This is a genomic window from Paraburkholderia phenoliruptrix (assembly GCF_019511605.1).
Classification (GTDB): domain Bacteria; phylum Pseudomonadota; class Gammaproteobacteria; order Burkholderiales; family Burkholderiaceae; genus Paraburkholderia; species Paraburkholderia phenoliruptrix_A.
In genome coordinates this window covers 158,874-172,380 of sequence record NZ_JAEUAV010000006.1, presented here as the reverse complement: position 1 = coordinate 172,380, position 13,507 = coordinate 158,874, and the positions used below count along the sequence as shown (strand labels likewise).

The 13,507-nt window shown below is 61.2% G+C and carries 9 protein-coding genes; 8 read left to right on the top strand and 1 reads right to left on the bottom strand.

The annotated features are described in order from the left end of the window. Positions 1-40: 40 nt before the first annotated feature. The 8 genes from JNB89_RS11200 to JNB89_RS11165 all read left to right on the top strand — a co-directional run bounded on the left by JNB89_RS11200 (position 41) and on the right by JNB89_RS11165 (position 10,953). Positions 41-1,531: an aldehyde dehydrogenase gene (locus JNB89_RS11200; protein ID WP_220362292.1), complete on the top strand. Its 1,491-nt coding sequence runs from the start codon at positions 41-43 to the stop codon at positions 1,529-1,531. 17 nt (positions 1,532-1,548) lie between these two features. After that, positions 1,549-2,514 (top strand): VOC family protein, encoded by a 966-nt coding sequence (locus JNB89_RS11195; RefSeq protein ID WP_220362219.1) that lies wholly within the window; start codon positions 1,549-1,551, stop codon positions 2,512-2,514. Continuing rightward, on the top strand, positions 2,507-3,772 hold the full coding sequence (locus tag JNB89_RS11190; protein ID WP_220362218.1) for an NAD(P)/FAD-dependent oxidoreductase: 1,266 nt from the start codon (positions 2,507-2,509) through the stop codon (positions 3,770-3,772). Before JNB89_RS11195 ends, JNB89_RS11190 begins: the two co-directional genes overlap by 8 nt. A gap of 25 nt (positions 3,773-3,797) precedes the next feature. Continuing rightward, positions 3,798-5,201 (top strand): MFS transporter, encoded by a 1,404-nt coding sequence (locus JNB89_RS11185; protein ID WP_135891135.1) that lies wholly within the window; start codon positions 3,798-3,800, stop codon positions 5,199-5,201. Positions 5,202-5,473: 272 nt separating this feature from the next. Then, entirely contained in the window at positions 5,474-7,027 is a 1,554-nt protein-coding gene (locus JNB89_RS11180) for a methyl-accepting chemotaxis protein (protein WP_135891136.1), read from the top strand. A 91-nt stretch (positions 7,028-7,118) separates the two neighbouring features. Continuing rightward, entirely contained in the window at positions 7,119-7,838 is a 720-nt protein-coding gene (locus JNB89_RS11175) for a gluconate 2-dehydrogenase subunit 3 family protein (protein WP_220362217.1), read from the top strand. Positions 7,839-7,841: 3 nt separating this feature from the next. After that, a complete protein-coding gene (locus tag JNB89_RS11170; RefSeq protein ID WP_220362216.1) occupies positions 7,842-9,617 on the top strand; it encodes a GMC family oxidoreductase in 1,776 nt (591 codons plus the stop codon). A 16-nt stretch (positions 9,618-9,633) separates the two neighbouring features. Next, positions 9,634-10,953 carry a c-type cytochrome gene (locus JNB89_RS11165; RefSeq protein ID WP_220362215.1) on the top strand — a complete coding sequence of 440 codons (1,320 nt, stop codon included), beginning with the start codon at positions 9,634-9,636 and terminating at the stop codon, positions 10,951-10,953. Between the two features lie 187 nt (positions 10,954-11,140). Here the strand turns inward: JNB89_RS11165 and JNB89_RS11160 are convergent, their stop codons facing one another. After that, entirely contained in the window at positions 11,141-13,426 is a 2,286-nt protein-coding gene (locus JNB89_RS11160; protein WP_220362214.1) for an LPS-assembly protein LptD, read from the bottom strand. Positions 13,427-13,507 lie beyond the last annotated feature (81 nt).

Sequence of the window (13,507 nt, the reverse complement as noted above, 5' to 3'; positions counted from 1 at the left end):
GCCAACGAGCCAACCGCTTGAGCAAAACGGAATGACCGATATGACTCACTTCGATACCAGCCTTGTGCCGACCGGCGATATTTTTATCGGCGGGCAATGGCGGCAAGGGCGTGGCAACCCGTATAAAAGCCTGTATCCGGCGGATCAGTCGGTCAACATGGAAATCTCGACGGCCAATGCCGACGACGCGCGCGAAGCCGTGGAGGCCGCGGACCTCGCGTGGCGCCGCGCGGACTGGTCGGGGCTCAAGCCGCATCAGCGCGCGCTGATTCTTTACCGCATCGCCGATCTGATTACGGCGCGGCACGAAGCGCTCGCGCAATTGCAGCGGCGCGACAACGGCAAGCCGATTGGCGAAACGCGGGTACTCGTTGCGAGCGCCGCGAACACGTTCCGCTATTTCGCGGCGTGCCTCGAAACGCTGGATGAAGAAGTCACCCCTTCGCGCGGCGATTATCTGACGATGAGCGTCTATGAGCCCATCGGCGTGATCGCTGCCATTACGCCGTGGAATTCGCCGATTGCCTCGGATGCGCAGAAGCTCGCGCCGGCACTGGCGGGCGGCAACGCAGTGGTGCTGAAGCCCGCCGAAGTGACGCCATTGGTTTCGCTGGCCCTCGCGCGCATCTGCGAGGAAGCCGGCGTGCCGAAGGGCGTGATCAGCGTGTTGCCGGGCAAGGGCTCGGTAATCGGCGACGTGCTCGTGCGGCATCCGCTCGTGAAGAAAGTGTCGTTCACGGGCGGCACCGAAGTGGGCCGCGGCATCGCCCGCATTGCGGCCGACAAACTGATGCCGGTCTCGCTCGAACTGGGCGGAAAGTCGCCGACTATCGTGTTCGACGACGCCGATCTCGATCACGCAGTGAACGGCGTGCTGTACGGCATCTTCAGTTCGTCGGGCGAGGCGTGTATTGCCGGTTCGCGGCTGTTCGTGCAGCGCTCCATCTATGACGCGTTCATGAAGCGTCTCGTGGAAGGCGCGCGCAAATTGCGCGTCGGCGATCCGTCGCGCGCGGAAACGCAAATGGGTCCATTGATCACGCAGGCGCATCGCGAAACAGTCGAGCGTTATGTGGCGTTGGGCCTCGAAGAGGGCGGGCGCCTGCTGTGCGGCGGCGAGCGCCCGGTCGGCGACGGCCGCGACGAGGGCACGTACTACCAGCCGACCATTCTCGAAGGTCTCACCAACAGCGCACGCATCTGCCAGGAAGAGATCTTCGGACCGGTGCTGGTCGCCATGCCGTTCGACGACGAAGCAGCGTTGCTGAAAGAAGCGAACAACAGCGTGTTCGGTCTTGCCGCCGGCATCTGGACACGCGACTACAAGCGTGCATACCGGATTGCCCGCGCGCTGGAAGCGGGCACCATCTGGATCAACACCTACAAGCTCTTCTCCATCTCGACGCCGTTTAGCGGCTGGAAAGAGAGCGGCATGGGACGCGAGAAAGGCAGGCTCGGCATCCGCGAATACATGCAACAGAAGAGTCTGTACTGGGGCTTGAACGACGCGCCGCTGGCGTGGGCAAACTGATACGCAAGAGGCGCGTTATGACTATTCTCGGCATTGAACAGATTATCTACGGCGTGACGGATCTCGCTACCTGTCGCCGCTTTTTCGCGGACTGGGGCTTGAAGGAAGTTGCGCACGATGAAACGCACGCACGCTTTGAAACGCTGAACGGCTGCACGGTGCTCGCCGTCGATGCAAACGATCCTTCGCTGCCGCCCGCTTTCGAAGAAGGCCCGACTCTTCGCGAAGTGACATGGGGCGTCGCAACCCAGGCGGAACTCGACGCGCTGCGTGGCCGGTTTGCGGGTCAGCCGGGCCATTTCGAAACGGAAGACGCGGTGGGCTGCATCGACCCGAACGGCATGGCGATTCGCGTCGAGGTGACGCGCAAGCGTGCGCTCGACATTCACGGTTCACCCTCGAACGTGTGGGGCCAAACATTGCGCGTCGATCAGCCGTCGCCCGTGTATGAGCGCGCGGAGCCGGTCGAAGTGGGGCACGTGGTCTTCTTCACGAACAGACTCGCGGAACAGGAGAGGTTCTATCAGGAACTGCTCGGCTTCGAAATGTCGGATCGTTATCCGGGCCGCGGCGCATTCATGCGTTGCGCGCCGCATGGCGGCCACCACGATATTTTTCTGCTGGCTTTGCCGAACGGAAAACGCGGTTTGAATCACGTCGCGTTCACCGTGCGCGACATCCACGAAGTGTTTGGCGGCGGCATGCACATCAGCCGCTGCGGCTGGGACACGCAACTTGGGCCGGGACGTCATCCCGTTTCGTCGGCTTATTTCTGGTACTTCCAGAACCCGGCGGGCGGCCTGATCGAGTACTACGCGGACGAAGATCAGCTCACGCCCGAATGGCAACCGCGCGATTTCGAACCTGGACCCACCGTGTTCGCCGAATGGGCAATCGACGGCGGCATCGACGGCAATACGCGTCGCCAGAAAAACGCGAAGGCGCCGGAAGGCAAGTTCATGACGGAGCGCAAAAATGACTGACGCCGCTACTGCAAAGGCGCAAGCCGCGCATGCCGGACTTGAAGCGCCGCGCACCATTGTCGTGATTGGCGGTGGTCAGGCGGCGGGCTGGGTCGTCAAGACGCTGCGCAAAGAGGGCTTTGAAGGGCGCCTCGTGATGATTGCCGACGAAGTGCACCTGCCGTACGAGCGGCCGCCGCTTTCGAAAGCAGTGCTTGCCGGCGAGGCGAATATCGACACCGTGCGTCTCGTGAAGCCGGACGATTTCGCGGCGCTGAATGTCGAAGCATGGCAACCGGATTGCGCGACGTCGATTGATCGCGCGGCACGCATCGTTAGCACTCAAGCGGGCCGCGAGGTGCAATACGACCGCCTCGTGATTGCGACGGGTGGCGCGGCGCGCCGCTTGCCCGATGCACTCGTGAAGACCGCGCACGTTACGTATCTCCGCACGCTCGACGAAGCGGTGGCATTGGGCGAACGGCTGCGCGCCAGCAAGCGCGTGCTGGTGGTCGGCGGCGGCTGGATCGGTCTGGAAGTGGCCGCGACGGCGCGCAAGCTCGGCGTCGAGGCAACCGTGGTGGAAGGCGCGCCGCGTCTGTGTGCGCGTTCGTTGCCGCCGCTCGTGTCGGACTTTCTGCTCGGACTGCATCGCGCGAATGGTGTGGATGTGCGGCTGAACGTGTCGCTTTCGAAGCTCGAAGATCATCCGAACGACGCGAACGGGATTCGCGCGACATTCGCCGATGGTTCGACCCTCGACGCCGATTTCGCGGTGGCCGGCATCGGTCTCGCGCCGCATACGGCGTTGGCTGAAGCGGCGGGCGTGAAGGTGGAAGACGGCATTGTCGTCGATCATTTCGGCGCGACCGACGACCCGCGCATTTTCGCGTGCGGCGATGTGGCAAATCATCCGAGTGCGTGGCTCAAGCGCCGCGTGCGGCTCGAGTCGTGGGCCAATGCGCAAAACCAGGCGATTGCCGCGGCCAAAGCGCTGCTCGGCACCTTCGAACCGTATGCGGACATTCCGTGGTTCTGGTCCGATCAATACGACGTCAACCTGCAAATTCTCGGCGATATTCCGGCAGATGCGCAGCTCGCGGTGCGCGGCGATCTGGCGGGCAAACGCGCGACGCTGTTTCATCTCGAAGACGGCGCGATTCGCGGCGTAATCGCCATCAACAATCCACGCGAGCTGAAGCTCTCGCGCAAGTGGATGAATCAAGGCCGGACCATCGACCTTGCCACATTGACCGACGCCTCAACGGCGCTTGCCTAACCACACATACGGACGGCACAACGGCATGAGAACCATCGACAACACCATTGCGGAGCGCAGCGGCGCGGGCGTTTCCGGACCCGTCACGCGCGGCTCGATTATCGCGCGACTCGAACGGCTGCCGAAGAATGCAATGCAGGTGCGTGCGCGTATTCTGATTGGCCTCGCCACGTTCTTCGACGGCTTCGACGTAATCGCCATTGCGGCCACGTTGCCGGTGCTGATTGCGAAGTGGCATCTCACGCCGTGGGAAATCGGCTTTCTGATCGGCTCGGGTTCGGTCGGACAACTGATTGGTGCATTTGTTTTTCCGTGGTACGCCGAGCGCCATGGGCGTGTGCGCGCCATTGCGCTCAGCTCGGGCATTATCGGCATCACAAGTATTGCTTGCGGCTTTGCGCCAACCTTTGCGGCGTTCGTGGTGTTGCGCGTGATCCAGGGACTGGGGCTTGGCGGCGAACTGCCGGTTGCCGCAACGTATATCAACGAGATCAGCCGCGCTCATGGCCGCGGCCGTTTCGTGCTGTTGTACGAGATCGTGTTTCCGGTGGGCCTGCTTGCTTCGAATGCGCTGGGTGCATGGATCGTGCCTCGTTTTGGCTGGCAGGCCATGTACTTCATCGGCGGTGTGCCGTTGATTCTGTTCTTCGTGCTGCGCAAGCTCGTGCCGGAGTCGCCGCGCTGGCTCGCCGAGCGTGACCGCATGGCCGATGCCGATACCGCGGTGCATGCATTCGAGCGCGCCGCGAAAGGCCCGCTGCCGCCGGTTGCAGATTCGGCCGAATTCGAAGCAATGGCGAATCGTCACCCGAAGCGACGAATGAGCGATCTGTTCGGTCCGGCGTATCTCAAGCGCACGTTGGCCGTCGCAATGCTGTGGATCACGTGCGGCTTCATTCAGTACGGGCTTTCGACCTGGCTGCCGACGATTTACCGCACGGTCTATCACGCGCCGCTGCAACTCGCGTTGAATCTCGCGGTGGCCGCTTCGGTGCTGGGCGTGCTGGGCTCGTTGACATGCGCGCTGCTCGTCGACAAGGTGGGGCGCAAGCCGATTATCAATCTGTCGTTTGTGGCATGCGCAATTTCGCTGCTGCTGGCAGGCGTGCTGCACGATTCGTCGGTGTATGTGGTGGCCACCTGCTGTGCGTTGTCGCTGGGCTTTCTCGCTTGCGGTTTTATCACCGCTTATGTGTACACGCCGGAGCTGTACCCGACCAGCATCCGTGCGATGGGCTGCGGCGTGGGCGGCGCATGGCTGAAGGTGGCGGCAATCTTCGCCCCCGCCATCGTTTCGAAGACGATGATCGGCGGCAATCTGCAGGTCGCGTTTTACATACTCGCGGCTGTGCCGTTTCTTGCGGCGGTAGCCGTGCACTTTCTCGGCATTGAAACCAAAGGTAAGGTGCTCGAACAGTTGGAGGCGTGAGGCCGCGCTTGCGCAAAAGCGCCAGGCGTATCGCAGATTACGGTGTTGTAAGAGTCGACCAAAGCCAACAGGGATAGGCCTGCAAGCGGTTTGAAGATCATTGCACACGACGAACGCGTACACGGTATTTGCCGTTGCGCGCGAGGCGTGTGCAATTCCATATCGGGAAAGTACTAAAGCTAACGGACAGCTTGCCGATATTGCGTTAGACGATAGCGGAACTTCATGCCTCGCCCCCCGGTTTATTTTTAAGCGACTCTTCCTTTACCAAAATGCTACGCAGCCATCTTTCTATCAATGCCCGCCTCGTTGCGGCAATGTCCTTTCTTGGAGTACTGCTGGTTGTGATCGGCGTTTTTGGGGTGTCCGGCATGGTCACCAGCAACAATGCAAACCGGCAAACGTATTCCGAACAGTTGCCCAAGTCGATTGCCGTTGGCGAAATGACCATCATGGTGGGGCGTCAACGTACCTCGCTCGACCGCGCAGCGATCGATCCCGGCTCGCAGGACGCGCTGAACATGTACGGCAAGGAGAAGGAAGTTCGCGACGCCGCCGACGCAGCCTGGCAGAAGTATCTTTCGCTACCGCGCGATGCAGAAGAAGACCGGCTTGCAGCGGGCGTGACGCAGCAGTATCAGGCGACCCAGGCGGAACTCGCACGCTTTCGCGAGGCGACGCAGCGCGGCAATCGTGAGGAGATACTCAAGCTGATGTTCAGCGTGGGCAAGATCTACACGAGCATGCAGGAAGCCGCGAATGCGCTAAAGACCTATCAGTTCAAGCAGTCGCAGCAGCAATACGAAGCCACTGAGCACCGCTATCACCTGCTGCTCGCTGGCACTTTCGTGGCGATCGCCGCGGGCTTGTGCGCTGCCGTAGGCGGCTGGTATTTCCTGCGCAAGGCCATTCTGGTTCCGGTGAACGATGCTATTGCGCATTTCGGCCAGATCGCACGGGGTAATCTGGGCCGCAACATCGAAGTTCGCACGCACGACGAAATGGGCCGCATGCTGAGCGGTCTTGCGGAGATGCAGGCCAATTTGCGGCGCACCGTGCGTACGCTGACCGAGGGCAGCACTGCCATCGCGACCGCGACGCGTCAGATCGCAGCAGGCAACGCAGATCTTTCTGCCCGCACGGAGTCGCAGGCTGCATCGCTTCAGGAAACTGCAACGAGCGCAGAGCAGTTGAGCGGCACGGTCCGACAAAATGCCGACAACGTGCAGCGCGCGAGCGAACTGTCGTCGTCGGCGTCGGATATTGCGCGGCGTGGGCATGAGGCGGTTTCGCGCGTCGTCAAGACCATGGGCGAGATCAGCCAGAGTTCGGCGTCGGTTGCTGAGATTACGTCGATCATCGAAGGGATTGCGTTTCAGACCAACATTCTTGCGCTCAACGCCGCAGTCGAAGCCGCGCGTGCCGGCGACCAGGGGCGCGGCTTCGCAGTCGTGGCCGGCGAAGTCCGCACGCTTGCACAGCGCTCGTCGGCCGCGGCCAAGGAAATTCGCGAGCTGATCGCAAACTCCACGACGCGTATCGACGATGGCGCCAAACAGGTGAACGAGGCCGGCGACACCATGACCGAGCTGATCGATGCGGTTGCAAGGACCAACGCGATCATGGCCGAGATTGCCGCCGCGACGCAGGAACAGAGCCACGGACTCAGCCAGGTCAGCATCGCCGTGCACAACATGGACAACGCGACGCAACAGAACGCGGCGCTTGTCGAAGAAGCCGCTGCGGCAGCAGGTTCGCTCGAAGACCAGGCACAAAGACTCGCCGAAGCCGCGACGCAGTTCAGCCTGGGCGATCAAACGCGCTGAAACCGGCAGACCCATAAGACGGACCGACATATCGCCGGACCGTCTTGTTGGCTCGTTATACCGTAAACACATAGTACAAAAAGAGGACCCCATGTCGAAACAACCCGAGCCGCGGCGACGCTTCCTGCGGCAAGTGCTGGCCATCGTGCCGGCGGCGTCGGTCGCGTCGGGCGCAGCGCTCACGCAGTCGGCCTGCAATAGCGCGGCGCCGAGCGCCGCTGCTCCCGCCGACTATCACCCCACGTACTTCACCACTGCCGAATGGACCTTTTTGCATGCGGCGGTGGATCGGCTAATTCCAGAAGACGAGCACGGTCCCGGCGCGCTCAAGGCAGGCGTGCCGGAGTACATCGACAGGCAGATGGAAACGCCTTACGGTCACGGCAAGCTGTGGTACATGCAGGGGCCCTTCCATCCGGACGTGGTCGCGGAAATGGGCTATCAGATCAATCTGGCCCCGCGTGATGTCTACCGTCACGGCATTGCAGCCTGCGACGAATACTGCAAGAAAAACCACGGCGGCAAGACCTTCGCGCAACTCGACGTGGCCACGCAGGACGCGGTACTTCACGACATGGAACACGGCAAGCCCGCGTTCGAATCCGTGCCTTCACGCACGTTCTTCTCGTTCCTGCTTGGCAATACCAAGGAGGGCTTCTTTGCCGATCCTATCTACGGCGGCAACAAGGATATGGTGGGCTGGAAGATGCTCGGTTTTCCGGGCGCACGAGCGGACTTCATGGACTGGATCGACCAACCGGGCGCGAAGTACCCGTACGGTCCGGTGTCGATCAACGGCAGGCGGGGGTAAGCAGTGGCAATCAAGAAGAACAAGGTCGATTGTGTTGTCGTAGGTTTTGGCTGGACCGGTGCGATTCTCGCGCAGGAACTGACGGACGCAGGACTCAACGTGGTCGCGCTCGAGCGCGGAGCGATGCGTGACACGCCTACCGATGCGAACTATCCAAAGGTTGTCGACGAACTGAAGTACGCGGTGCGTGGCGAGCTGTTCCAGGACTTGTCGTCGGAAACGGTGACGATCCGGCATGGCGTGGACGATCTCGCGGTTCCGTATCGCCAACACGCATCGTTCCTTCTAGGCAATGGCGTGGGCGGCGCGGGATTTCACTGGAACGGCATGCATTACCGGATGCTGCCCGAAGAGCTCCAGTTGCGTACGCGCTATGAAGAGCGCTATGGCAAGAAATTCATTCCGGAGGGCATGCAGGTTCAGGACTTCGGCGTCACGTATGACGAGATGGAGCCATTCTTCGATTTCGCGGAGAAGGTGTTCGGTACCTCCGGCAAGGCGGGTAATCTGAACGGCGATCTTCAGGCCGGCGGCAATCCGCTCGAAGGGCGCCGCAGTAGCGAGTTTCCGACACCGCCGCTGAAAAACAGCCTGGGCGCGTCGCTGTTCGAGAAGGCTGCGCGCGAAGTTGGTTTGCACCCGTATCCCGCGCCCGCCGCGAATGCGTCGACGCCTTACACGAATCCGTATGGCGTGCGTCTGGGGCCATGCAATTTCTGCGGCTTCTGCGAAGACTTCGGCTGCTATATGTACTCGAAGGCGTCCCCTCAGACCACGATCCTTCCCGTGCTGCTGAAGAAGCCCAACTTCGAACTCCGAACAAAGTCTTACGTTACCAGGGTGCTCCTTTCGCCGGACAAAAAGCGTGCGACTGGCGTGACGTACATCGACGCGCAAGGCCGCGAAGTGGAGCAGCCCGCTGACATGGTGATCGTTGCCGCGTTCCAGATGCACAACGTGCGCCTGTTGCTGCTTTCCGGCATCGGCAAGCCCTATGATCCGAAAACGGGCGAGGGCGTGGTCGGGCGCAACTACGCGTACCAGATGAACGGCGGCATTAATGTGCTGCTGCCCAAGGGCACGCAGCTCAACCCGTTCGTCGGCAGCGGCGCCGGCGGTGTGGGTCTTGACGACTTCAATGGCGATCAGTTCGATCATGGTCCGCTCGGCTTTGTCGGCGGCGCGAGCATTCGCCACATTCGCACCGGTGGCCGTCCAATCAAGCAAGCCGCGACCGTACCCGGCACGCCGGCCTGGGGCAGCGCCTGGAAAGCCGGCGTTACGGATGCCTACCAGCGCTATATGACCATCGGCATCTCCGGCTCGGTTATGCCATATCGCGACGCCTACCTGGATCTCGATCCGACCTATCGCGACGCATACGGCCTGCCGCTGCTTCGCATGACGTTTGACTGGCACGACAACGAATACACAATGCTCGACCACATCGGCACGCGTATGGAGGAAGTCGCGAAGGCGATGAATCCGGAGAAGTATTTCCGCGCGATCCGCAAGAAGGGGCAGCACTACGACACGCGTGTCTACCAGTCCACCCACACCACGGGTGGAGCGGTAATGGGCGCATCGCCGGCGACGAGCGTCGTCAACAAGTATCTGCAAAGCTGGGACGTGCCCAATGTCTTCGTAATGGGCGCTTCGGCGTTCCCGCAGAACATGGGCTACAACCCGACCGGCATCGTCGCGGCGCTCGCGTTCCACTCGGCGAAGGCAATCCGCGAGCAGTATCTGAAAGATCCGGCTCCGCTGGTACAGGCATAAGGAGACGGCAAACATCATGAAAAGCATTCGTTTTGCTCTTGCATGTACGATTGTTCTGGCGGGCACTTGCGCCAGTGTCTTTACACGCCCGGCCGTCGCCGCGCCTGTTACTGCGGACGCACAACTGATCGAGAAGGGCCGCTACCTTGCGGCGGCGGGCGACTGCGTCGCATGCCACACCGCTAAAGGCGGCAAGCCGTTTGCGGGCGGTCTGGGCATTGCGTCGCCGATCGGCACGATCTACTCGACCAACATCACGCCGGACAAGGTCACAGGCATCGGCAGCTATACGCTCGACGACTTCGATCGCGCGGTGCGCCACGGCATTGCGAAGAACGGTTCGACGCTGTACCCGGCAATGCCGTACGTTTCCTATGCAAAGGTCAAGCCGTCTGACGTGAAGGCGTTGTACGCGTATTTCATGCATGGCGTCGAGCCTGTCGAGCAAGGCAACCGTGCGTCCGACATACCGTGGCCGCTTTCCATGCGCTGGCCGCTGCGTTTCTGGCGCATGACGTTTGCACCGGAAGTGGCCAGCGACGGCACTGCGCTTCCAGACAGTCCCGTTGCGCGTGGCCGCTATCTGGTCGAAGGGCTTGCGCATTGCAGCGCCTGTCACACGCCGAGAGGTGTCGGGCTACAGGAGAAATCGTTGACCGACGACGGCAGGCTGTTCCTGTCGGGCGGTGTGATCGATCACTACCTGGCGAAGAATCTGCGAGGTGACGCCAAGGACGGTCTAGGCACATGGAGCGAAGCCGACATCGTGGCGTTCCTGAAAAGCGGGCGCACCGCGCACTCGGCCGCATTCGGCGGTATGGCGGAAGTCGTGCAGAACAGCACGCAACACCTGAGCGACGCCGATCTGGCCGCGATTGCCGCATATCTGAAAACGCTGGCGCCGGTTAACCTATCGGGCGCGGCCCTCGCAGCAAACCCCAATGCGGGGCACGCGTTGCGCGCGGGCAGCGATCGTAGCAACGGTGCGATGACCTACGTCGACAACTGCGCGGCTTGTCACCGCACAAGTGGCAGTGGCTATCAAAGCACTTTCCCCACGTTGGCGCTTTCGACGGTCGTCAACACGGAAGACCCGACCTCGCTGATTCGTATCGTGCTGCAAGGCGGCGAAATGCCGTGGACAGCAGCCGGGCCGACGCACTATGCAATGCCGGATTTCGCGTCGCGTCTGACGGACCGCGATATCGCAGACGTGCTGACGTTTGTGCGTTCGAGCTGGGGCAATCAAGCGCCGGCGGTGACCGTGGATCAGGTTGCCAAGGTGCGCAAGGCTGTTGACGCACACGCCCAGCCTTTGCGCGCTGAGAACCGCTGACACGCGCCATTGCAACGGCGTAGATATAAGCAAATAGCCCGCTCTTTTGCGGGCTATTTGCTGTTTGTGTCTCAATAGCCGGATGTCTGAAACCTATGGGCACAGCTTCTTTCGCGGATTGCCAATGGCGTGGTGATCTGGGTCGAATGCCCGTGTGGTTCCAATAGCTGACAACGGGAGGTCGTGCTTACGGGTAATCGCTGAATCGCGAGGTGGGCGCCTCTACAGTCGAGGTCGGCGTATAACCGGGTACGCTCGCGCGGAACTGATTGAGCAATCCGTTATCGACCTGAGAAAAGCCCTTTAGCTGAAGCTGCATGAGAACACGCGTGCCGGTACTCGGCGACGTGGTCGAACTGGTTGCGTTCGTGTACTTCTCGAATGCCACGCCCAATGACCAGCAGTTCGCCTCGTATTGCAGACCGAGCAGACCGGCAATCAGCCGATGTGAACTCATGTCGTAATTGACGCGCGCCACACTCACCACGTTGCGTGCCAGCGGCCATTGCCCGGAGACAATGAACTGGTTCACGGGCTGATAATCCAGCGTACTGTTTGCACGGGTATAGCGGTAAGCCATGTTTAGCACCTGGTGCGCGCCAGGTGCCCACCCCAGTCCCGCTTCTGCATGCGTGAGGTAGTGGTTGGCCTGACTGTACTCGACCGCCTGTTCGGCGCTCAGGTTCGGCCCGACTTTATACGACGCGCCCGCAATAATGCCGGTACGCGCGACCGTGCTGATTGAGTCGTCGGCCTGCAACGTCACCCGCGGCGTGCGAAAGTCGTATTGCTGTGCGAGAACAAAACGCGCGCGTTCGTCGCCGCTTGCTGGATCTATGAAGCGGGTAGTCAATGCGGCCGTGGCACGATTCGAATCCGACACTCTGTCGTTACCTACAAAGCTATTGGCCATGAAAAGTTCGGTGAGCCCGAAATCGGCCGCGGCAGTATCGAATAGCGGCACGTATGCCTGGTTGCGATATGGCGTGTAGACGTAAAAGAGGCGCGGCTCCAGTGTCTGAATATAGGTGTTGCCGAAGAGCCGCACGCTTCGCTCAAAGCGCATACCCGAATCGAGGCTGAACGTCGGCACGCTGACGCTGAACGACTTCGGCTCGCCGGCGGGCACATCTGTGCCGATAGAAGTCAGATCATATGCGGCAAAGTGCCAGGCAAGCTTGGGTGTGATGAACCAGCCGGGACGTTCTATCGGATAGCTCACGTAAGGATTGAAGACGAAGCGGTTCCCTTGCGTCATATCCGACGACGAGATCGTGAAACGCGTGGCGTCCGCTTCCGCGCCAAAGTCAAAACCGCCTACGTTGTAGCGCGCATAACGCACGTTCACCTGCGGCTCGCGGTTGTATGTCGAATCGCTGGAAAACGACTGCCAGCGCTGCTCGCGCGCAAGCACGCTCCACGGCCCATTTGAATAAGTGAGCCCGGCCTCCTGCTGGTAAAGCGTGGTGGAGCCCGTAGGAAACGCGACGCCAGATGCAAGATCGGTCACGACAGTCGAGTCGGAGACGCGGTTGTAGTCGACGTATGCGCCAAAGCCGGAACCGAGGTTCCAGTGCTGATTCAACGCGATTGAGTAGCGCCGCGTGTTGGTGATCGCATCGTGCTGTAGCCAGGCAATCGAGATGGTTCCCGAATCGTTTGGCCGCAGGTAACGGTAGTCCGCGGTCAGCATCGCGCCTCTGCGGGTCATGATGCGCGGCGTCAGCGTGAAATCGTAATTGGGCGCGAGGTTGAAGTAGTACGGCAACGCCACGTCCACGCCGTTGGTGGAACTCATGGAGAATGTAGGCGGCAGTAAGCCGCTGCGCCGCGCTCCCGACAAAGGAAAAGAAAGCCACGGACTGGCGAGGAGCGGCACACCCTGAAAGAACAGCACGCCATTGTGAGCGATGCCCTCGTCGTTGCCGCTGTCCATCTCGAACTCCGACGCCTTCACGTACCACGCCGGCTCCGCCTCGCATTGACAGGTGCTGTACGTACCGTGCCGTACCACCGTGCGCTCCTTATCCAGAAGATCGATGCGCTGCGCGCTGCCCCACCCGCCTGTTAGATGGAAGCGGTACTTGGGCACGCTGATAAAGCCTTCGTTCGCGCCTACAAAGACATGCGCGTCCGGGCCGTCGAATACATTGCCGTTCTGGACCAGCTGCACGTTGCCATAGGCGTCGGCTTTGTCAGTATCGACGTCGTAGTGCAGCGCATCGCCTTTCACGATGGACACATCGCGCCGCAACTGCGCGTGTCCCTTTAACGATACGTCTGTGTCCGCGGTAGTCGTTAGCGAATCGGCGATAGCCCACACGGTGGGCCTGGCGCTTCCGCGCAAGGGCTGCTCGGTCAATTGCGGTGCGAGCCGCAAACCCCACACTCCATCAACCGACTCCGGCGCTGCAGCGCTGCCGCTCAATTGCGCGTACGCGGCGAGCGGCGCGCAGCCCGCCGTGCATAGCATGAAAGAAACGAGCGGTCTCGGACGGATGCATTGAAATACACTGCGCAGTTTCAAAAGAAATAACGGGCGGAAAGGATAAAA

What these genes read in the sequence shown, in the direction of transcription:
- JNB89_RS11200 (WP_220362292.1), top strand. Translation starts at nt 41, where the DNA reads ATGACTCACTTCGATACCAGCCTTGTGCCGACCGGCGATATTTTTATC.
- JNB89_RS11195 (WP_220362219.1), top strand. Translation starts at nt 1,549, where the DNA reads ATGACTATTCTCGGCATTGAACAGATTATCTACGGCGTGACGGATCTC.
- JNB89_RS11190 (WP_220362218.1), top strand. Translation starts at nt 2,507, where the DNA reads ATGACTGACGCCGCTACTGCAAAGGCGCAAGCCGCGCATGCCGGACTT.
- JNB89_RS11185 (WP_135891135.1), top strand. Translation starts at nt 3,798, where the DNA reads ATGAGAACCATCGACAACACCATTGCGGAGCGCAGCGGCGCGGGCGTT.
- JNB89_RS11180 (WP_135891136.1), top strand. Translation starts at nt 5,474, where the DNA reads ATGCTACGCAGCCATCTTTCTATCAATGCCCGCCTCGTTGCGGCAATG.
- JNB89_RS11175 (WP_220362217.1), top strand. Translation starts at nt 7,119, where the DNA reads ATGTCGAAACAACCCGAGCCGCGGCGACGCTTCCTGCGGCAAGTGCTG.
- JNB89_RS11165 (WP_220362215.1), top strand. Translation starts at nt 9,634, where the DNA reads ATGAAAAGCATTCGTTTTGCTCTTGCATGTACGATTGTTCTGGCGGGC.
- JNB89_RS11160 (WP_220362214.1), bottom strand. Translation starts at nt 13,426, where the DNA reads ATGCTATGCACGGCGGGCTGCGCGCCGCTCGCCGCGTACGCGCAATTG.